Genomic DNA, 22,160 nt, shown 5'->3' with positions numbered 1-22,160 from the left:
GAGAGATTATGAAGAGTGTAAGAGTAGAAGATGCAATTGGAATGATTTTATGTCATGATATAACAAAAATAGTTCCAGGAGAATTTAAAGGAAGAGCTTTTAAAAAAGGCCATATAATAAAAGAAGAAGATGTAAAAGAACTATTATCTATTGGAAAAGAACATATTTATGTATGGGAAGCTAAAGAAGGCACCCTTCATGAAAATGATGCAGCCATAAGACTTAAAGATTTAGTTTGTGGAACTGGTCTAGAATTTGGCGAAATAAAAGAAGGTAAAATTAATTTTATAGCTAAAAAAGATGGATTACTTAAAATAGATAAAGAAGAGTTACTTAAAATAAATATGCTAGGAGATATAATTGTATCAACTATACACAATAATACTCCAGTAAAAAAGGGAGAAATAGTAGGAGCTACAAGAGTAATTCCGTTAGTTATTGATGAAGAAAAAATAATTGAAGCTGAAAAAACAGTGAAAAAGGGAATAATAAATATAGAAGATATTAAAGGCAAAAAAGTATTTATGATAACAACAGGAAGTGAAGTATATCATGGAAGAATTAAAGATGCCTTTGGACCTGCTGTTAAGAAGAAACTTGAATACTATGGATGTGAACTTGTAAATCAAACAATACTTCCAGATGATAAAGATAAAATTGTAGCAGAAATAAAAAGAGCTTTAAAAGAAGGAGCTGAAATGATAGTTTGTACTGGTGGAATGTCAGTAGATCCTGATGATGTTACACCTACAGCTATAAAAGAGTGCGGCGCTGAGCTTATAAGCTATGGGGCACCAGTATTACCTGGAGCTATGTTCTTATTATCATACTATGGAGATATTCCAATACTTGGACTTCCAGGTTGTGTTATGTATTCAAAAAGAACAGTATTTGATTTAGTATTACCTAGAGTATTAGCTGACGAAAAGCTTACTATGAGAGATTTAGCTTTATATGGACATGGAGGTCTTTGTTTAAATTGTAAAGTTTGCACATTCCCACATTGTTCATTTGGTAAAGGAGAATAAGAATTATGGGTGATAAGTTAACGCATTTTGATAAAGATGGAAATGCAGTTATGGTAGATGTAACTAAAAAAGAAAAAACTGAAAGAGTAGCAATTGCTACAGGAAAAGTGAAAGCTAGTAAGGAAACTATAACTTTAATTAAAAATGGTGAAATTGGAAAGGGAGACGTACTTGGAGTAGCTAGAGTTGCTGGTATAATGGCAATGAAGAAAACATCAGACTTAATTCCAATGTGCCATCCTATAATGATTAATGGTTGTAGTATTGATTTTGAAATAGATGAAGAAAATTCAGAAATAATAATAACTGGAACATCAAAAATATTTGAAAAAACAGGTGTTGAAATGGAAGCACTTACAGGAGTTTCTGTAGCAGCCTTAACTATATATGATATGTGTAAAGCTGTTGATAAAAGAATGGTAATTGATGATATTCACTTAGTAAGAAAAACTGGTGGAAAGTCTGGAGAGTTTAATTTCTAATATAGAGGTGAGAAAAATTCTAGATAAGCATGGAAGAAACGTAGACTACCTTAGAATTTCTATTACGGATAAATGCAACTTAAGATGTATATATTGTATGCCTGAAAAAGGAAGTTCTTTTCAGATGGAAGAAAATATCCTTTCAAACGAGGAAATATACAAAATAGCTAAAGAATCAGCAAAGTTAGGTATTAGAAAAGTAAGACTTACTGGAGGAGAACCTTTAGTAAGGAAAGGAATAGTAGACTTAATAAAAAAGATAAATAGCATAGAGGAAATTGAAGAAATATGCTTAACTACAAATGGAATTCTTCTGGAAGAAAATATTGATGAATTATATAAAAGTGGATTAAGAAAAGTAAATATAAGTTTAGATACTTTAAATAAGGAAAAATATAATAAGATAACAAGAGGCGGAGATATAAATAAAGTTATAAACGCTATAGATAAATGCTTAGATTATGGAATAGTAGTCAAATTAAATGTTGTCATTATAAAAGGAATTAATGATGATGAAATATTAGACCTTATGAATTTAACATTAAATAAAAAAGTGGATGTAAGATTTATTGAGCTTATGCCAATTGGAGAGGGTAAAAAATTTGAAGGATTATCAAATGAACATATAAAAGATTATATTAAGGAATTAAATATAGATTTTGATTATGAAGCTAGAGAGTCTAGTGATGGCCCTGCAAAATATATTAAACTTAAAAATTCAATAGGTAGAGTTGGGTTTATTAGTCCAATGAGTAATTGTTTTTGTGAAGATTGTAATAGAATGCGTATTACAACAGAAGGAACACTTAAACAGTGTTTAAACTGGAAAAGCGGGATTAATTTAAAAAAAGCTGTTAATAGTAATGGTGAAGAAGAGTTAAAGAATATAATAGAAAAGTCCATATATAATAAACCTGAAAAGTATTTATTTAAAGAAGAAAGTGAAGATAAAGAAGAAAAGTTCATGAATGAAATAGGAGGATAAACAGTATGGCAAAAATAGCAGCTATATGTATGAGTGAGAAAAAAGGAACAGCTAAAATTCAAGTTGACTTAGCAAATTTTATTGAAGAATTCGGTATAGAAAATGATGCTCATGCTGGTAAGTGGCATAGACAAGTAAGTCTTTTAGAACTTAAAAAGATAGAAGAATTTAATAAGCAAGGCGGAAATGTTAAGTTTGGCGACTTTGGAGAAAATTTAGTTATAGATGGAATTGAAGTTGATAAATTAGAAATAGGACAAAGAATCCAAATTGGTGATGTTATTTTAGAAATAACTCAAATCGGTAAGAAGTGTCATAATGAATGTGAAATATTCCATAGGGTAGGAAAATGTATAATGCCTATACATGGAGTATTTAGCAGAGTTATAAAGGGTGGAGTTATTAAAGTTAACGACAGTGCAAAATTAATATAAAAAATAAAAGCTATAAGGTAGTTTACCTTATAGCTTTCTTTTTATTATTGGCTTTAAGCCTGTTGAGTGCGCAATAGCGTACGAAACATTAAACCACCTGCTATGCGGGTGCGGAAGCGGTTTGTTATACAAAAAAATCACCTTTCCGATATAATGTAGTTGTTCAGGCTACGATATAATGAAAGGAAAGGTGATTTTAATGGCTAATAAAACTAATAGTTTATCTCACACAAAATGGATGTGTAAATATCACATTGTGTTCACTCCAAAGTATAGACGAAAAGTTATATATAATCAATACAAGGCAAGTGTTAGAGATATAATAAAACAACTGTGTGCATACAAAGGAGTAGAAATAATAGAAGGACATTTAATGCCGGACCATGTACATATACTTGTGAGCATCCCTCCAAAGATAAGTGTTTCAAGTTTTATGGGATATTTAAAAGGTAAAAGCGCACTAATGTTGTTTGATAAGCATGCAAATTTAAAGTACAAGTTTGGAAATAGACATTTCTGGGCAGAAGGATACTATGTAAGTACGGTTGGATTAAATGAAGCAACAATAAAGAAATATATTCAAGAGCAAGAAAAACATGATATAGCGATAGATAAGTTAAGTGTAAGAGAGTATGAAGACCCTTTTAAGGGTTAAAAAGTAATACGTCACCCCTTTAGGGGTAGCAAAAGCGGCAAAGGCAAGTAGCTTGAACAAAGTGAAAGCTAGCGCCTTTAGACGCTAGCCGGTAACACTTGGGCTTATAGCCCCAGAGCAAACCACCCGTTGGACGGGTGGTTATGATTTCTTTAGATAATTTTTTTCGTATCTATCATAAAGTATAAGAGCTACTATAGTAAAGATTACAGGGCCTGCAATTTGGAATAATGTAGCTACGTAATCTCCTGATTCAAGAACTGGTTTTATTATTGTAAATAAGTTTGCAAAAGCAATTGTTGCTATAACAACTATAGTACAGAAAGTAACCATGCCGTGTGATTTATATATAACGAAAGGTTTTTCAATTTCTTTCTTTTTCTTAAATGATATAAATGCAAATGCAATAAACATATAAGGAATTGTCATTGCAACGTTACTCATTAATATTAAGTAATTTAAGAAAATAGAAGCTGTCTTACCACCAAATGATGTTACAAATACAATAACAACAACTATTAAACATTGAATCCACATTGCATTTTTTGGCATATTGTTTTTATCAAGCTTTATCCATGATTTTGGCCAAATTTCTTTTGGAGTACCTTCCATTAATTGTTTAATTGGTGAATAAGTTAATGTGAAGAATGCACCAATTAATGCAAGGAACATTGAAAGTCCTATAAATCTTGAGAACCAAAGTCCAAGTTGAGTAGCAGCGTGAGTTCCAAGGTTAAGTGCAAGACCTAATGAAGTACCTAAGTTACCCATTACAATATATCCGGCATTAGCCATATTAACAGTTTTATTATCTAATGTAACAGTCCAGTTAGTAAAGAAACCTACACAAAGTATTCCAAGAGCATAACCAATAGTTATAACTATTGCAGCTATTTTTATTCCTTTAGGGAATGTTTTTTCAGGGTTTTCTGTTTGGTCAACAAGACCACTAACTGCTTCAAGCCCACCATAAGCAAAAACTGCAAATACCATAAATCCAAGAATTCCAATTGGTGATTGGTAAGATGGATTTGGAGAGGTTACAAATGATGCTCCGGAGATTGGTTGCGCAAGTTTAAAGTGGTTACAAGCTAGCACTATAAATCCTCCAACTAATAGTACTATGTTAGATAAGGCAACAAATGTACCACCAATTGATGTAACTTTCTTTATACTTTCTAATCCTTTAGAAGCTGTGAAAGTAATTAAACATACTAATATAATAGCAAGTAATGCCATTGTTTGAGGTGCGCTTAGGCCAAATAATGACCATCTATATGTAATATCTTCACCAAATATTAAGTTTGATAAAGGAACCCAAATTGATGATGATGTTGAAACCATCCATATAAGGTTTGATGTGTACCACATAAATGTAACTATAAATGCATATTTAGGACCAACTGATCTATTCATCCATGAATAAATACCACCTTTTTCTTTTCTAAATGCGGCACCAAATTCAGCAAGCATAAAAGCGTATGGTATAAAGAACGTTATAGCAGAAAGTATATACCAAGGAATTGCTGAATATCCCATAAGTAAGAAAGCTCTTGCTATATTTGTAAAACCAAAAACTGATGTAAATATCATAAGTATTAATGATATTAAAGTTAATTTCTTTTTGTTGTCTTCCATGATATTCCTCCCGAAATTAAAGATAATAACAATTGTAACACAATAGCTTAATTATAAAATGAAGTAAATATAAACATTTTATTAATAGTATTTATTGAAATTGTTACAATATACAGAAATAATTCTATTTTTTTGAATAACTTGTACATGAAATATTAACAAAAAATTTAATTGCAATACATTTAAAGTTGCTAAAATGAAGAATATTGTGTGAATATAATTTAAATTTGGAGGTGAATTATGAAAAATATTCTTTCTGTATTCAAAAGGGATATGAAGGCAGTAATAAAAAACCCAGTAGCTATACTTATAATCGTTGGTGTATGTGTAATCCCATCATTATATGCATGGGTAAATATAAAAGCATGCTGGAATCCATATGAGAATACAAGTACAGTACCAATTGCTGTAGTTAACAATGATATAGGAACAACTTTAGATGGTAAAGATTTAAATATGGGAGATGAAGTTGTATCGGAACTTAAAGATAATAAAGATATAGGTTGGAAGTTTGTTGATTCAAAACAAGCTGAATTAGGGGTAGTAAGTGGTAAATACTATGCTGTCATTGAAATACCAGAAGATTTTTCGAAAAATTTAACAAGTCTTACAACGGATAATCCAGTAAAGCCAAATATAATTTACAAAGTTGATACAAAAGCAAATCCAGTTGCAGGTAAGATTACAGATGTTGCTAAAGAGCAACTTATAAATGAGATAAAGTCTAATTTTGTATCTACAGTAAATAAAATTGCATTCTCATCACTTAATAAAGTAGGGGATAAAATAGAACAAAATAAAAATCAAATTATAGAGATGAAAAACGCTATAATAAAGATTAATAAAAATATGGACCTTATAAATGGAGCATTAAATGGTACAAGTACTAATGCTAAAAATTTAAGTGAATATTTAAATAGTATAAAGTCAACTATGCCTCAATTAACAAATGGTATAAGTGCTGTGCAAAATGGTACAGAACAATCTAAGGATTTAACTAAATATACAAGAAACACTCTAGATAGTTCTTTTAATAATTTAGAAATGAATTTAAATCAAATGCAAGCATCTAGTAAAAAAATAACTTCACTTATTAAGGATTTAAATGGAAAAGTTAAAGAAGAAGGTAGCCAAAATATTAGTACAACTATATCAATGATTAAGGAAGAAATAAATTATATAAATAATAATATTGATATAATAAATAAATTCTTAACAGAAACAAATAAGAAAGCTAATAAAGATAATATATCAAAACTTATAACTTCACTTAACAATGTAAAAAATTCACTTAGTGAAGAAAGTGGTAAATTAGATAATTTAAGTAACTCATTTAATGGAACAGGAAAATTAAATGAAAATATTTTAAATGAAATAAATTCATTAAATTCTTCTGCAAATAGCAATGTAAAAAATACAATGGATATATATAATACTAGTACAAAGAGTGCTATATCAAAAATATGTGATAATTATATAAAAGCTACTGAAGAAGCAAATAAATTACTTGGAAATTCAAAAGGAATGGTAAATAGTATAGATACACTTTTAAATAGTGCAATTGATGGAAGTAATTTAACTTCAGAGATGGCAGGAAAACTTGAAGAAAAACTTAAATACTTTGAAAGTAGTATGGGGGAATTAAGTAAGAAGCTTGAAGGAATAAGTGATAATAATATCCAAGAGATTGTTACAGTCCTTCAAAGTAATCCAGAAGTTATGGGAGAATATATATCAGATCCATTTAACGTTAAAAATGAATCAATATACAAAATTCCAAATTACGGATCAGGTATGGCACCTATTTATTCTGTATTAGCAGTATGGGTTGGAGGACTTATACTTACATCATTACTTTCAACTAAAGTTACACCATTTGAAGGCAGTGAAAAATTAACAATAAGAGAAAAATATTTAGGTAAACTAATGACATTCACTGTTCTTGCAATGATTCAAGGATTTATTATAACAATGGGTGATAAATTACTTCTTGGAGTTTATACAGTAAATGCACCGCTTTTAATCTTGTTTGGTATAGTAAGTTCATTTACATTCTCAACAATTATATATACTCTAGTATCATTGTTTGGTAATGTAGGTAAAGCTCTTGCTATTATATGGATGGTTATACAGATTGCTGGATCTGGAGGAACATATCCTATCCAAGTTGATCCACTATTCTTTAGAATACTACAACCTTCATTCCCATTTACGTATGCACTTGGAGGTTTTAGAGAAGCAATAGGAGGACCTCTTATAAGTAGTGTAGTATTAGACTTTACTATGTTATTTATATTTGCAATTGTATTTATATTAATCGGAATATTCTTTAAAGAAAAGATTAATAAATACATTAATAAATTTGAAGAAAAATTCGAAGAATCAGGAATTGCAGAGTAAATAATATTTACTTATGAGGTGAAAATATGAAGAAGATTTTTAAAGTCTTTAAGAGAGATATAAAGAATATAATTAAAAATCCAGCAGCTATAATTATAGTAATAGGTTTATCATTAATACCATCATTATATGCATGGGTAAATATAAAAGCTTGTTGGAATCCATATGTAAATACTGGAGAAATACCTGTTGCGGTGGTAAACAATGATAATGGAACAAACTTTAATGGAACAAACGTTAATGTAGGTAATCAAATAATAGAACAATTAAAAAATAATAAAGATATTGGTTGGAGATTTGTATCAGATTGGCAAGGAAATTATGGATTAAATGAAGGAGATTATTATGCTTTAATTGAAATTCCATCAAACTTCTCAAGTGATTTAACAAGTTTAGCAACAAAAGACCCAATAAAACCAAATATAATATATAAGGCTAATGAAAAAGTAAATGCTATAGCAACAAAAATAACTGATGTTGCAGAAGAAAAGTTAACTGATGAAATAAAAAGCAATTTTATTGATACAGTCAATAAGGAAGCATTTAATTATTTAAACCAATTTGGTGATAGTGTAAAAAAGAATGAATCTAATATATTAGAACTTAAAAATACAATAGATGATGCTCAAAATAGTTTAACTAAAATACAAAATTATTTAGATAAATCAACAAAGAGTGTAAGTGAAGTATCATCATATCTTAACTCAGTTAAAGGGGATTTGCCTAGTGTTACAAATCAAATTAATGATCTTCAAGGTATGGTATATGGTAATAAAGATTTAGTATCAAGTACTCAAGTTGGTATTCAAAATATATCTAATGGAGTTAAGAATGATTTGCTACAAATGCAAATGGTAACAGATAAATATAATGGTCTGTTAAATAAACTAAATGAAATAAATAGTAGCAATGTAGATGTTAAGTCTATTAATAAAACTATTGATGATATGCAAAGTGCTTTAGATACATTAAATACTATAATAAATAATAGCAAAAATACATTAGAAACTATTAATTCTAAGTATCCAAGTAATTCAATTCAAACTCAAATAGATAAGTTAGATGCAATGCAAAGCTTTATTAGTAAGGATAAAGAACAATTAAAATCATTAAAGGTATTAATTAACTCAGGTAAAATTGGAGAATTAACAAATAATGCTATAAAGAATTTAACTGATTTAAATAGTAGTTTCGGAAATAATTTATCTTCAGCAAGCAATAACTTTTATAATAATACGTTACCTAATTTAAATAATATAGGTAATACATTATCAAAAAGTAGTGATACAGCTAACAGCTTATTAGAAAGTAGTAAAGCAATAGTTCCTCAACTAAATGCTCTTGCAAGTTTTGGAATAGCAAGTGGAGATTTAGCAAATTCACAAATGAATACTGTTAAAACAAAACTTGATGATTTTAAAAATAAAGTATCTAAAATACAAAGTGAAACAAATAATATAACAAGTGACAGTTTAAATGAAGCAATAAATACAATGAGCAAAAATCCAGATGTAATGGCCTCATTTATGTCATCACCAATTGAGGTAAAAACAGTTGATGTATATGATGCTGGTATATTTGGAGTTGCCTTAACGCCATTTTATACTGTACTTGGAATATGGGTAGGTTCATTATTAATGCTTGCCCTTCTTACAACAGAATGTGAAGATTTTGAAGATGGAGAAGAGATATCAGTAACACAAAAACACTTTGGTAAATTATTATTATTCTTATTAATATCAGTAATTCAAACTGTAATAGTACTTGTAGGAGATATATTAGTACTTGGTGTTCATCCAGTTAATACGGCACTATTTATGGGAATGGGATTATTATCAGCCTTTGTATTTACAATAATGATATTCACACTAGTATCATTATTTGGGAATGTAGGTAAAGCAATAGCTGTAGTAATTATGGTATTCCAAATAGCTGGTGCTGGAGGAATATATCCTATTCAAACAAATCCAAAGATATTTGAAGTATTACAACCATTATGGCCATTTACTTATGCAATTGATGGATTTAGAGAAGGAATTGCAGGACCTATATGGAGTGATACAATTAATGATATAAAAATGCTTTGTATATTTGGATTAATATTCTTTGTACTTGGAATATTTAAGAAATTTATTTATAAAGTAACTATGTTTATGGAACATAAATTTAAAGAATCAGGATTATAAATAAAAAAGCTCTAGCTAGATTCAACTGTTCTCTTTGTTAAGGACAGTTAAAAAGAGTAAGATAGATTAAGAAGATGATTTCTGTAGTTAACAGAAGTCATCTTTTTGTATTTATAAAACACGAGTTAGACTTGTGCGCAAAAATGAAAAACCTTTAGCTAGGCTTCAGGATAATTATTTATTATAAATTATAAACAAAAAATACCAAAATAGGTGATGTTTATATTGACAAATTATTTTTTGTAAATTATACTTTAAGAGTAATAAATAATAATTTATTATTAAATATCTGTATTTTAAAGAGAAATGTACTATATAAATAATTATTTATAAATAATAGATATGCAAAGGGGGGATTGATAGGGAGCAATTTAAATTTAGCTAAGTTATTTGATAAGTACAATTTCTTTTAAATACATTAATAATAAATTCAAGTTAATTATAGAAAATTTATCGTAATTATAATTTATACCTAAAGAAAACGATTAACTATTATTTGTATTTTGCTAAAATCAAAATAAAGAAAAATATAATTGTAAGGAGATATATAATGAATAAATTTATGGAATCTATAGAAAAATATTTATTACCCATTGCTTCAAAAATAAGTAATCAAAAATTCTTAGTAGCCCTTAGAGATTCTTTTATAGGTACTATGCCTGTTGTTATGACAGGTTCTATTGCACTTTTACTAAATGCATTTTTAGTAGATGTACCTGGTCAATTTGGTAATAATTTTATTCCTGAAACATTTAGTTGGTTTGTAGATATAAACAACCTAATATTTAAAGGAAGTTTAGCTATAGTATCGTTATTATTTATTTTTTCTTTGGGAGTAAATGTTGCTAAAATTTATAATACGGATACACTATCATCAGGTATAGTTGCTCTTTCAGCTTTTATTATATCTATTAGCAATTCTATTACAATTACCTAATGCTGATGGACAAGTTCTGTCAGAACTTTTTAAAGGAGTTAAAGATATAGCTGTTGAAGGAAATAAACTTTCTGTTACAGTTAGTGGTCTTATTCCTGGAGCTCAAATTAATTCAAATGGGTATTTTACTGCAATTATTATTGGTTTCATAGCTTGCATTATTTATAGTAAATTAATGAATAAAAACTGGACAATCAAATTACCTGATACAGTACCGCCAGCTATTACAAGACCTTTTATGTCAATAATTCCTGGTTTTGTTGCATTATATGTTGTAGCTATACTTGTATATGTATTTAATAAATTTACTGGAGAATTACTAATTGATTGGATATATAAAGTACTTCAAACTCCATTACTTGGTTTATCACAAAGTTTCATTGCAGTTGTACTTATTGCCTTCTTAACACAATTATTTTGGTTTTTTGGTATTCATGGTGGAAATGTTATGGCACCAATTATGGAAGGGTTATTTGGAGTAGCATTATTGGCCAATATGGAAGCTTTTCAAAATAATCAACCGATTCCATATTTATGGACAAGTACATCTTATGGATCATTTGTATGGTATGGAACGTTAGGTTTATTAATAGCAATATTCTGGCAATCTAGAAATAGCCATTATAAAGAAGTTGCTAAATTAGGTATAGCTCCAGTTTTATTTAATATAGGAGAACCTGTTATGTATGGATTGCCTACAGTAATGAATCCAATTTTATTTATACCATTCTTATTATCACCTACATTAATGGCAGCAGTTTCATACTTGGCAACAAGTTTAGGATTGGTAGCACCAGTTACACAAAATGTTACATGGGTTATGCCGCCTGTATTATATGGTTTCTTTTCTACAGGATTTGACTGGAGAGCAATTATATTATCATTAGTAAATTTAGCAATTTCTATATTGGTTTATCTACCATTTGTTAAAATGGCTAATAAGGAGTCTGTTTAATTACTAAATTTGAAATAAAAGAAGAGATTTATAGTAGAAGATAATAAATTAATTTTTAATAAATAAAAGTTAAAAAAAGAAGGGAGATGCAATATGTATCTTCCTTTTATTATGTAATAAATAGTACAAGAATCTTTAAAATTTTTATTTTAAAGATTCTTGTACTATAGTAATTTATTTAAGTTATTCGTTTAAGAAATATTTTGTTATTTACAGGGGATTATTTAATTCAATTAGATTTTTTGATATACAAAAAGCTGCAGCAGCTAAAGCACCGTTATGATTGTTATAATCTTTAATTACAATAGGTTGCTTTGGATATGTTGATATTAAACTAATACTGTTTTCTATTGATTCTTGCAATAGATTTCTTAAAAGAGGTTCATTAAATAATTCACCATGTACTATAATTTTATTGGCATCAATCATCATTGATAAATTATTAAGTGCAATTGAAAGATGTTTAATAGCAGAATGTAATATGTTTATTACGCCTGTATCACCTAATCTATATGCATTCAATACTGTTTTAATTGTTATTTTATTATTATTTGTAACTAATTGTTTTAGGTATGTAACTTCGGAATTATCAAATAGTATTTGACATTTTTTTATAATCCAAACTTCACTACAATAAGTTTGAAGACAGCCTCTCTTACCACATTCACATAATTCTCCATCTGGATGAACAACTATATGTCCTATTTCTCCAACTAGAAAATTATTTTTAGCATAGAGATTACCATTATACATATATGAACAAAACATTCCTCTACTTACATGAAAAAATATAAAATTACTATCGTTACCAGTGAAAGTAAATAACCTTTCTGCTAATGTCATACATTTAACATTATTTTCGAAGTAAATTGGTAAATCAATATTATCTAATAAAACTTTAATATTAAAGTTTTTCCAAAATAAATTATTACTAACAATTGATATGGTTTTTTTATCAAAATGACCAGGAATTGCAACTCCAATTCCTGTTGGATTATAACTATTACAATCTTTTATAAAGGATTTTAGTTCATTAACATAAAATTCTTCAGTTAAAGTGTTTGCTAAATCATAAGTATTTAGTTGAATAATTTTTTCTTTAAAAATTTTACCAACGTTGTCGGTTAAACAAAATGATATATATTTTTCTGATAATTCAGATCCTATATAAAAGCTATGTTCAGGATATACACCTAATAGTATTTTTTTTCTTCCAGATTTATTTTGTTCAGATACAACTTCGCCAATTTCATGAATTAGATTTTCTTTGATCATATAACCAGTAAATTCACTAACGGTTGCAGGGGTAATACCAGTTTCGTTTGAAATATCAATTCTTGAAATAGGGCCTTTAGCGTATATCATATCTAAAATTTTAGATCTTAACTTTTGTTGGTTTTTTGTAAGTTTCATAATTTTCCTCCTCCCAATATTAATATTATATAGTATTAATTATAATTTATAAATAATTAAATTCAATAAATTAGAAAATATTATTGACATATTCTGTTTAATAATATATTATTAAACTAATAAATAATTATTTATTATCAAATATGAGTATAAAATTGTTTTTATCAAGGTATAAATTATTTTTTATAACGAACATGACGTTTGAATATAATAAAATTACGATAATGAGTTAGGAATTTTAAAGGAGTAATTTATGGGTAAAAGATTAATTAGCGCAAATACTTCGGAAATATTACAAATGACTGCAGCAGAATTAAAACAAAGTATAAGAGCAAGTGAAGGAAGAACTATTCTTTCAGAAAACGTTGCAACAAGAGAATCCTTTATAGGGGATATTACAAATTCGGAAATAGCTAGAGCTTTTGGAGCAGATTTAATTCTTCTTAACTGTGTAGATGTTTTAAATCCAGAGATTTTTGGATTAGAATTTAAAAAAGGAAATTTTGTAGATGAATTACATCGTCTAGTAGGACGACCAATAGGTGTAAACCTTGAGCCGGTAGATTTAGATGCAAATATGGCAGAGGAATTTTCTACAATTAGCAAAGGCAGACAAGCTAATCTTGAGACAATTCAGGAAATTGAAAAGCTTGGGATGGATTTTGTTTGTTTTACTGGAAACCCAGGAACAGGAGTAACTAATTCACAAATAGAAAAAACAATTCATTTAGCTAAAAAAATTTTTTCAGGATTAATTATTGCTGGTAAAATGCATGGAGCAGGTGTTAATGAACCAGTTACAGATTTAAATGCAATAGAAGATTTTATTGAAGCTGGTGCAGATATAATATTAGTTCCAGCTGTTGGAACAGTGCCTGGTTTTGATGATGCTGAATTAAAAGAAGTAGTTAGAGTAGCACATAATAAAGGTGCACTTGTATTAACAGCAATAGGAACTAGCCAGGAAAGTTCTGATGAAGATACTATTAAACAAATTGCGATACGTAATAAAATTTGTGGAGTAGATATTCAACATATTGGTGATGCTGGATATGGTGGAGTTGCACCATATGAAAATATTTTTGCCATGAGTAAAGCAATTCGTGGGGTTCGTCATACTGTATCAATGATTGCCCGTTCAATTAATCGTTAATTTAAGTACTAACTATAATTATAGATAACTGTTTTTCTAATAGTTATATGTATACGATAATAAACATATTTAGAAAATTTAAAAGTTGATATATTGACGAATATTAAGAAAGTTATGTAATCAAAAGGTGAAGAAATTAAAGAATAATATATTAAAATTTAAAGAGAATTAGTTCCATAATAAATAAAAAAACTCTAGCTAATTTAGCTAGAGTTTTTTATTCTTTAGAATCGGAAATATGTGAGAGATCATCTAAAGAAATATTTTTACTTATTAATTTATTATTTGTATATTCTCTAAATATTTTATATATTACTCCAAAAAGTGGTATACCTATTAAAAGTCCTAAGAATCCAAGGGTGCCTCCACCAACAAGCATTGCAAACATTACCCATATAGCAGATAAACCTATTGAATTGCCAACAACTTTTGGATATATAAAGTGGCCTTCTACTTGTTGAAGAACTATTATAAATATTATAAATAAAATAGCTTTCCATGGATCTATAAGTAAAATTATAAGTGCTGAAGGAATAGTTCCTATAAAAGCACCGAATATAGGAATAAGACTAGTTACACCTACTATAAATCCTATTAGTAGAGAATAAGGGATACCTAATATCCACATACCAATAAAGCAAAGAGTTCCAATTATTATAGCTTCAGTACATTGACCAGCTATAAAACTTGAAAAAGTAGCATTAGAAATTTTACCAATCCTAATTAATTTTTCACATACTCTTTTATTAAAGTAAGCAAAAAGAACTTTTTTCAATTGGAATATAAGCTTTTCTTTACTTGAAAGCATATATATTGAAAAAATTATTGCTAAAAAGAAATTAACAATACTTGAAGTAATATTTATAGTAATATTAACTATATGATTTATAGTAGAACCTAAAAATTGTCCTGCAAAACCTAAAATGTCTTTCCAAGCATTTAATAAATCTTGCCATATCTTATCAAAACCTTGAATATCACCTAAATTAGTAATAATAAAATTTTCAAATGAATTTAAGTAATCAGGAACATTATTAGCAAGAGTAGTTACACTAGAGACAAGTTGAGGTATTATAAAAACTGTTAAAGTAGATAATAAACCTACAACTACTAAAAGCGTAAATACAATTGATAGTGGTCTTTTAAACCTTACAAAATAAGAATACTTTTGTGCATCTAAAAAGGAAAAGACTTTTTCTTCAAAAAGCTTCATAGGAATATTTAATACAAAAGCAATTGCAATAGCAATAATAAACGGACTCATGGTACCAAGAATAAATCCTAACAATTTAAAAACAGACTTTATATTTATTAATAGATAAGCTAGAACTATTACATATGTACAGAGCAATATATATGGTTTTAATTTTTTATTTAGTTCTTTCAATTTTGAACCCCCTTATTATACAAACTATAACCAAAATTTTACACTAAAAAATAATATAATTAATATTATACACGGTAAATAAAATCATAACAATAATAAAAATACATATTTTCCAATGTGAATTCTATGTGAAATTTATAAAAAAGTTAATTGTTAATGATAGAATTATTTTATAGGAGAGTGATTCTAAATTGAAGAAAATATTAGTTGTTGAAGATGATCCAAAAATAAGAGAATTAATAGTTGAGTTTTTAAAATGCCAAGATTATAAAATAGATAGTGCAAAAGATGGTATAGAAGGTTATTCAAAATTTAAGGAAGAAGAGTATGATTTAATAATATTAGATATTATGATGCCTAAATTAGATGGGTATGGTCTATGTAATTTAATAAGAGAAGAAAGTGATGTACCTATAATATTTTTAACTGCATTAAATGAAGATGAGGATCAAATAAAAGCCTTTGATGCAATGGCAGATGATTTTATAACAAAGCCATTTTCTTTTCATGTATTAATAAAGAGAGTTGAAGCAGTTCTTAGGAGAAGCAATACTAACAATATAAATAAGGATACATTAACATTTGATTCTATAGAGTTAAATTCAAATACTTATAAATGTTATGTAGATGGAGAAGAGATAGAACTTACATTTAAAGAATTTAATATACTAAAAATAATGATAGAGATTTATCCAAATGTAGTATCAAGAGAAATATTAATGGATAAAGTTTGGGGATATGACTACTATGGGGATATGAGAGTAATTGATGCGCATATAAAAAATTTAAGAAAGAAGATTCCTAAAGACTGTATTAGTACGGTAAAGGGGGTTGGTTATGTACTTAAAAAATAAATGGAATGATATTGGAATTAAAAAGAAATTGTTTATAATATCAGCATCTTTAATATTTGTAACATCAATAATTATATATACAGCATTATTTTTAATTGTTCCAAAAGTATACATAAGTATAAAAGAAAATAATGTTAAAAATTCTACAGAACAAATTATTAGTAAATTAGAAAAAGGTGCAGATAAAGATTACCTAGAAGAAATTAATAAATATTCTTATGATAATAGTGCAATGGTAACTATAACTACATTATATGGAGAACTTGTTTATGCATCTAATAATTTTTTATTAAAACCTGCTGGAGCAGAAAATTTTAATAGAGTGAAGCCTAGGGAATTTAAAAAAGCTGAAGATGATATAGCGATAAATAAGCAATTTTACTTTAAGTATATAGGGAAAGATTGCATAATCAATGTACATGTGCCAATAAAAATTTTTAATGATACAAAAAGAATAGTGATAAGGATTCTTCCATTAATACTTTTAATAACTATAAGTATTGGAATACTATCAGCTTACATATATTCTACAGTTATAAGTAAACCACTACTTAAAATAAATGATGTTGCTAAAAAAATATCTAAATTAAAATTTGATGAAAAGTTGAATTTTAGTGGTGATGATGAAATAGCGGAGCTTTCTAATAGCATAAATCTAATAAGTACAAATCTTCAAGAAACTATAGTTAGTTTAGAGGATGCAAATAGAGAACTTCTGACAGATATAGAAAAAGAAAAGTTACAAGATAAAAGAAGAAGAGATTTTATAAAAGCAATTTCTCATGAACTTAAAACCCCAATAACAGTTATAAATGGTCAAATAGAAGGGATGATTTATAAAATAGGACCTTATAAAGATAGGGATAAGTATCTTAAGGAAAGTTTAGAAAGTGTTTTAGAACTTAAATCTTTAGTTTATGAAATAATAAATATTGCAAAGTATGAAGAAAGTATATCTTTAAAAAAAGAAGATATAGAATTAAATGATTTAGTAAAAGAGGTTGTTGATTCATATAGTTATTTAGAAGATAAAAAAGGATTAAATATTATAATTAATGAAAATAAAAATTTAATAGTTAATGCTGATAGAAATATAGTAAAAAAAGTTTTATCTAATTTAATAAAAAATAGTTTAAACTACGCTTTAGATAACACAGATATAATAATAGAAATTAAAAATGACTATAATATAAAAATAATAAATAAATGTAATAATATTACGAAAGAGAATAAGAAAGATTTATTTAAAGCATTCTACAGAATAGATGAGTCTAGAAGTAAAGACACAGGAGGTAATGGATTAGGCCTTTATATAGTGAAAACTCTTTTAGATATGCATGGAGATATAGACTACAGTGTGAATCTAGTAGATGGCTTTTTCATATTTAATTTAAATTTTAAAAAGAATAATTAATTTCATATAGAATTCATGTTGACTTCACTTTACTTACAGCTTGTGTAGTTATTATATAAACATAACGTAAGGAAAGAAGGGAAAACATGAATTTTTTATTTAGAGCATTTTTAAGTGTTGTAGAGCGAAAAGGAAAATCTATAATATTATTTTTTGTAATAACAACCATTTGTATTTTTGTACTTTCGGGAATATCGATTCAAAGTGCAACAGAAAAATCAGAAATACTAGCAAGACAAAAACTTGGAGCAACAGTGACTTTATCACAAAATATGCAAAAGCAAAAGGAGCAGATGAGAGAAGAAGCTGGAGGTCCTGGAGGGTTTAAAATGGAGAGAAATCCTATTTCATTAGAAGATGTTGAGAAAGTTTTAACTTTAAATCATATTACAGGTTATAATGTTACATCTTCAACTGAAGGAATTGCAGATGGATTTAATCCAATTAAAAGTAGTGAGAGTGTAACATATAATACAAATAGCAATAATTTTGAGATGAGAGGCCAAAAAGAAGACGGGAAAAGGGTTATGGGAGATGTAAGTATAGAAGGAGTACTTAGTCTAGAAGGTGTAAATGCATTTGCAAATGGAGAAGCAAGTTTAACATCTGGAGAAGCTATTACACATAATAATAAGGATGAAAAGGTAGCTGTAATTGAAAAGACTTTAGCAGAGGAAAATGAGATAAAAGTTGGTGACAAAATAAAAGTTAAATCAACAGTAAATACTGATAGCTCAGTAGAATTAAAAGTTATAGGTATATATGAAACTTCATCTGAAATAGATGAAGGCGCAATGAGAAATGAGGCAATGAATCCTTATAACAAAATATATACACCATATAACGTAGCAAATACTTTAAAAGGAAGTGATTACAAAGATAAAGTTGATAGTGCAATCTATTACCTAGATGATCCATTAAATGTAGATGAATTTATAGAAGAAGGAAAGAAATTAGACATAGATTTTGATAAATATACTCTTGATGCAAAGAGCAGAGAATATGAACAAATGATTAAACCAATTGAGAATGTTGGATCATTTGCAAAGACTACTGTTATTATTGTAGGAGTTTGTGGGGCATTAATTCTTTGTTTAATAATTATGCTTTCAATAAAAGATAGAAGAAATGAAATCGGAATATTACTTTCCTTAGGAGAAAAGAAATTTAAAATAATAGCACAATTTGCAGTTGAAATACTAATTATATTATCAATATCACTTGGAGTATCATTAGTAGCTGGTAATTCTATAAGTAATGTTATAGCGGATAAATTAATTTCAAAAGAGGTAATAGCTATAGAAGAAAGTAGTACAAATATGTCTCAAGGTGGTATGAAAATGCCCGGTGAAGATGGAAGAGGCTTTGGTTTTAGAGGTCCAAATAATTTAAATAAAGAAAATACAGAAGTGATAGATGAATTAAATGTTAGTGTAACTGGAACTGATTATTTGAAGATGAGCGCAATTGCAGTTTTAATATCAATATTAGCAGTATTACTTCCAGCTATAAATGTTATGAAATTACAGCCAAAAACTATATTAAGTAAACATGATTAGAGGTGATTTTTATGGAAAGTATTTTAGAACTTAAAAATGTTTCTTATTGGTATGAGAAAGATAAAACTATATTAGATAATTTAACTGTTAATTTTGAAAAAGGAAAGTTTTATACGGTTATAGGGCCATCAGGAAGTGGAAAAACTACATTTTTATCATTAATATCAGGACTTGATAAAAAGAAAAATGGTGAAATACTATACTGTGGTAAAAATATAGATAAAATAGGATTAAATAATTATAGAAATAAATATGTATCTATTATATTTCAAGGATATAATTTACTAACATACATGACAGCTCTTCAAAATGTTATTTCAGCTATTTCAATAAAAGGGATAAAGGTTAAAAGTCAGAAGGAAAGAGCATTAGAGATGCTTAAAAAAGTGGGGCTTACAGAAGAACAGTGTAATCAAAAAGTATTAACCTTAAGTGGTGGTCAACAACAAAGAGTTGCAATTGCAAGAGCTTTAGTCTCAGAAACAGATGTAATAATAGCAGATGAACCAACAGGAAATCTAGATGAAAAAACATCAAATGAGATAATAAAAATATTTAAAGATATAGTAGAGAAAGAAAATAAATGTTTAATAATGGTAACACATAATATAGATATAACTAAAAATTCAGATATAACTTACAAACTAAAAAACAAAACACTTTTAAAAGAAAAAATGGTAGAAAATTAATCCTACCATTTTTTCTTTAGGTCATTATTATTTCATTGTGCTCTCGTATTGTGCTACCATTCTCTTAACCATTTCTCCGCCAACGCTTCCGCATTGTTTTGAAGAAAGGTCTCCGTTGTAGTCAGAAAATGGAACTCCCATTTCATTAGCTACCTCATTTTTGAATTTTGCTAATCCGTTTTTTGCTTCTGGTACTAATTTTTGTGCCATGTTACATTCCTCCTCTACGAGATAAATTTTTTTGTAAAGTTTGTTTGATTTACTTTACACTCATAGTATGTGTCCTGTAACGAATTATAAACTATTATATTTTAGGCAATGGTGGCAATGAAAAGAGTAAATGGAATATTAATGTAATTATTTATTTAAATCATCAAAAGCTATAACACCATTTAAAGTTTTAGCTTCTTTTATTGCTCTAATAACTGCTTTTTCCATTACATTAGCAGCAATCATTCCAACAGTTGTAACATCAGCATCTACCTTATTTGTAGCCATTGTAAATATAGTATCACCATCAAACATAGTATGTGCAGGTCTCATAGTTCTAGCAAAGCCATTATGAGCCATAGAAGCAATTTTTTTAGCTTGTGCTTTAGAAAACTTTCCGTTAGTTACAATTAAGCCAATTGTAGTATTTCCTTTGAAAGGTTCTTTAGGACTTTTTATATTATTTAATAGAATAGATTCACTATTTAAAAATTCATTATTTTGTTTATTAAGTGCACCAGCTAAAATTTTTGAATTAGAAGGATCTACAACGTCACCTAAGCAGTTTACAGCAACTATTGCTCCAACTTGTAATCCATTAATTTCAACAGCACATGTACCAAGCCCACCTTTCATAGAGGTAGATGGTCCAAGAATTTTACCAATAGTTGCACCAAATCCAGCACCTATATTACCGTTAATATCGTCATTATAAGTTTCGCTATTTATACAAGCTTCATATCCCATTTTTTTATCAGGTCTAATTTTAAAGTCTCCAAAAGCTAAATCAAATAAAACAGCAGAACAAACTATAGGAACTTTACATACTGAAACATCAAAGCCAATATTATGTTCTTCTAAGTACTTCATAACTCCAGTTGATGCTTCAAGTCCATATGCGCTTCCACCAGATAAAACAACAGCATGAATTTTTTCTATCATTTCAGATGGATCTAAAAGGTCAGTTTCACGTGTTCCAGGTGCACCACCACGAACATCAACTCCACCAGTTGCTCCATCTTCACATATTATAACTGAACATCCAGTTAAGCCTTTTTCATTTTGAGAATGACCTAATTTTATATTATCTATATCAGTAAATTTAATTTCTTTCATAATAAAACCCCTTTATTTTCATAAATATACTAAAAGCTCCTATAAAAATAGGAGCATAAATATCGTTATCTTTTAATTTTTTTAATTGCAACAACTACTGGAACAGTTATAAGTGCTGATAATAGTGCTTCAGGAATTCCATTTGTAAGTGCAACAGAAGCTATTGTAATACCAGCTGTTGAAGATGATATTTCCATCGCTTTAGCATACTGTTCAACATAAAGAAGATAAGTAAAACCTAAAACTCCTACTGTATTAGTAATAGTTGCAAGTACTGCAGCTACACCAATTGGTATTGATTCCTTCTTAAATTTGTTCTTAAGTAGTTTATACACGTAGTAAGCAACAATTCCAATTAGAATTCTTGGAACTACTGAAACTATTGGATTTAAAAATATTGGTGTTAATGGTGTTGGATTTACAAGTGCATTATACATTGAGAATAGTCCAAATACTAAACCAACAAATGCTCCAACAATAGGACCTTCAATAATAGCACCTATAATTACAGGAATGTGCATTATTGTAGCTTTCATAAATGGTAGTGGAATAAATCCAAGGCCAGTAAGTCCCATAAATATAGATATACCAGATAGCATACCTATAATCACCATTTTTCTAAGCCCAAGAGCCGCGTGTGATGTACTTCTTTCCATTTTAAAAAC

Annotated in this window: 20 protein-coding genes; 14 read left to right on the top strand and 6 right to left on the bottom strand. The window is 27.9% G+C overall.

All coding sequences use genetic code 11. The features are described 5' to 3' along the window. The first annotated feature begins 8 nt into the window (after positions 1-8). The 5 genes from ACZ5TJ_RS11690 (at position 9) to tnpA (ending at position 3,584) form a co-directional block, all read left to right on the top strand. The gene (locus tag ACZ5TJ_RS11690) at positions 9-1,028 is read left to right on the top strand and encodes a molybdopterin-binding protein (protein WP_464199900.1); all 1,020 of its coding nucleotides are present in this window, start codon (positions 9-11) and stop codon (positions 1,026-1,028) included. Between the two features lie 5 nt (positions 1,029-1,033). After that, complete coding sequence (gene moaC / locus ACZ5TJ_RS11685) at positions 1,034-1,510, top strand: cyclic pyranopterin monophosphate synthase MoaC (protein ID WP_464199898.1); 477 nt, start codon at positions 1,034-1,036, stop codon at positions 1,508-1,510. Positions 1,511-1,526: 16 nt separating this feature from the next. Then, a complete protein-coding gene (gene moaA, locus ACZ5TJ_RS11680) occupies positions 1,527-2,495 on the top strand; it encodes a GTP 3',8-cyclase MoaA (RefSeq protein ID WP_464202325.1) in 969 nt (322 codons plus the stop codon). A 5-nt stretch (positions 2,496-2,500) separates the two neighbouring features. After that, the gene (locus ACZ5TJ_RS11675; RefSeq protein WP_338630754.1) at positions 2,501-2,929 is read left to right on the top strand and encodes an MOSC domain-containing protein; all 429 of its coding nucleotides are present in this window, start codon (positions 2,501-2,503) and stop codon (positions 2,927-2,929) included. Between the two features lie 199 nt (positions 2,930-3,128). Next, a complete protein-coding gene (gene tnpA, locus ACZ5TJ_RS11670) occupies positions 3,129-3,584 on the top strand; it encodes an IS200/IS605 family transposase (RefSeq protein ID WP_464198428.1) in 456 nt (151 codons plus the stop codon). Between the two features lie 141 nt (positions 3,585-3,725). On the opposite strand, the gene yjeM is transcribed toward tnpA, so the two are convergent. Further along, on the bottom strand, positions 3,726-5,222 hold the full coding sequence (yjeM, locus tag ACZ5TJ_RS11665; RefSeq protein ID WP_464199894.1) for a glutamate/gamma-aminobutyrate family transporter YjeM: 1,497 nt from the start codon (positions 5,220-5,222) through the stop codon (positions 3,726-3,728). Positions 5,223-5,462: 240 nt separating this feature from the next. Here yjeM and ACZ5TJ_RS11660 point away from each other — a divergent pair, with 240 nt between their 5' ends. The 4 genes from ACZ5TJ_RS11660 (at position 5,463) to ACZ5TJ_RS11645 (ending at position 11,700) form a co-directional block, all read left to right on the top strand. Continuing rightward, entirely contained in the window at positions 5,463-7,622 is a 2,160-nt protein-coding gene (locus tag ACZ5TJ_RS11660; protein WP_464199892.1) for a YhgE/Pip family protein, read from the top strand. A 26-nt stretch (positions 7,623-7,648) separates the two neighbouring features. Beyond that, complete coding sequence (locus ACZ5TJ_RS11655) at positions 7,649-9,808, top strand: YhgE/Pip domain-containing protein (protein ID WP_464199890.1); 2,160 nt, start codon at positions 7,649-7,651, stop codon at positions 9,806-9,808. 550 nt (positions 9,809-10,358) lie between these two features. Further along, on the top strand, positions 10,359-10,745 hold the full coding sequence (locus ACZ5TJ_RS11650; protein ID WP_464199888.1) for a hypothetical protein: 387 nt from the start codon (positions 10,359-10,361) through the stop codon (positions 10,743-10,745). Further along, a complete protein-coding gene (locus ACZ5TJ_RS11645; protein WP_464199886.1) occupies positions 10,693-11,700 on the top strand; it encodes a PTS sugar transporter subunit IIC in 1,008 nt (335 codons plus the stop codon). Before ACZ5TJ_RS11650 ends, ACZ5TJ_RS11645 begins: the two co-directional genes overlap by 53 nt. A gap of 210 nt (positions 11,701-11,910) precedes the next feature. On the opposite strand, the gene ACZ5TJ_RS11640 is transcribed toward ACZ5TJ_RS11645, so the two are convergent. Then, positions 11,911-13,113: an ROK family transcriptional regulator gene (locus ACZ5TJ_RS11640; protein WP_464199884.1), complete on the bottom strand. Its 1,203-nt coding sequence runs from the start codon at positions 13,111-13,113 to the stop codon at positions 11,911-11,913. Positions 13,114-13,366: 253 nt separating this feature from the next. Here ACZ5TJ_RS11640 and ACZ5TJ_RS11635 point away from each other — a divergent pair, with 253 nt between their 5' ends. Beyond that, positions 13,367-14,266, top strand: coding sequence for a DUF7916 family protein (locus ACZ5TJ_RS11635; protein ID WP_464199882.1), 900 nt, complete (start codon positions 13,367-13,369; stop codon positions 14,264-14,266). A 217-nt stretch (positions 14,267-14,483) separates the two neighbouring features. On the opposite strand, the gene ACZ5TJ_RS11630 is transcribed toward ACZ5TJ_RS11635, so the two are convergent. Then, positions 14,484-15,653 carry an AI-2E family transporter gene (locus ACZ5TJ_RS11630; RefSeq protein ID WP_464199881.1) on the bottom strand — a complete coding sequence of 390 codons (1,170 nt, stop codon included), beginning with the start codon at positions 15,651-15,653 and terminating at the stop codon, positions 14,484-14,486. A 191-nt stretch (positions 15,654-15,844) separates the two neighbouring features. On the opposite strand from ACZ5TJ_RS11630, the gene ACZ5TJ_RS11625 reads away from it, so the two are divergent. From ACZ5TJ_RS11625 to ACZ5TJ_RS11610, 4 genes are all read left to right on the top strand, one after another. After that, positions 15,845-16,507: a response regulator transcription factor gene (locus tag ACZ5TJ_RS11625; RefSeq protein WP_464199880.1), complete on the top strand. Its 663-nt coding sequence runs from the start codon at positions 15,845-15,847 to the stop codon at positions 16,505-16,507. Next, a complete protein-coding gene (locus tag ACZ5TJ_RS11620) occupies positions 16,491-17,921 on the top strand; it encodes an ATP-binding protein (protein WP_464199878.1) in 1,431 nt (476 codons plus the stop codon). The genes ACZ5TJ_RS11625 and ACZ5TJ_RS11620 overlap by 17 nt, the downstream gene beginning before the upstream one ends. An 86-nt stretch (positions 17,922-18,007) precedes the next feature. Further along, positions 18,008-19,480, top strand: coding sequence for an ABC transporter permease (locus ACZ5TJ_RS11615; protein ID WP_464199876.1), 1,473 nt, complete (start codon positions 18,008-18,010; stop codon positions 19,478-19,480). An 11-nt stretch (positions 19,481-19,491) separates the two neighbouring features. After that, a complete protein-coding gene (locus ACZ5TJ_RS11610) occupies positions 19,492-20,169 on the top strand; it encodes an ABC transporter ATP-binding protein (RefSeq protein WP_039313989.1) in 678 nt (225 codons plus the stop codon). Between the two features lie 27 nt (positions 20,170-20,196). On the opposite strand, the gene ACZ5TJ_RS11605 is transcribed toward ACZ5TJ_RS11610, so the two are convergent. The 3 genes from ACZ5TJ_RS11605 to ACZ5TJ_RS11595 all read right to left on the bottom strand — a co-directional run bounded on the left by ACZ5TJ_RS11605 (position 20,197) and on the right by ACZ5TJ_RS11595 (position 22,151). Next, positions 20,197-20,379: an alpha/beta-type small acid-soluble spore protein gene (locus ACZ5TJ_RS11605; RefSeq protein ID WP_045723998.1), complete on the bottom strand. Its 183-nt coding sequence runs from the start codon at positions 20,377-20,379 to the stop codon at positions 20,197-20,199. Between the two features lie 147 nt (positions 20,380-20,526). Next, positions 20,527-21,495: a P1 family peptidase gene (locus ACZ5TJ_RS11600; RefSeq protein ID WP_464199875.1), complete on the bottom strand. Its 969-nt coding sequence runs from the start codon at positions 21,493-21,495 to the stop codon at positions 20,527-20,529. Positions 21,496-21,560: 65 nt separating this feature from the next. Continuing rightward, positions 21,561-22,151: an ECF transporter S component gene (locus ACZ5TJ_RS11595; protein WP_464199874.1), complete on the bottom strand. Its 591-nt coding sequence runs from the start codon at positions 22,149-22,151 to the stop codon at positions 21,561-21,563. Positions 22,152-22,160: the final 9 nt, after the last annotated feature.

The sequence above is a fragment of the Clostridium budayi genome (assembly GCF_055396605.1).
Note: the sequence above shows the minus strand (reverse complement) of the source record. Positions and strands in the feature narration are given on the sequence as shown.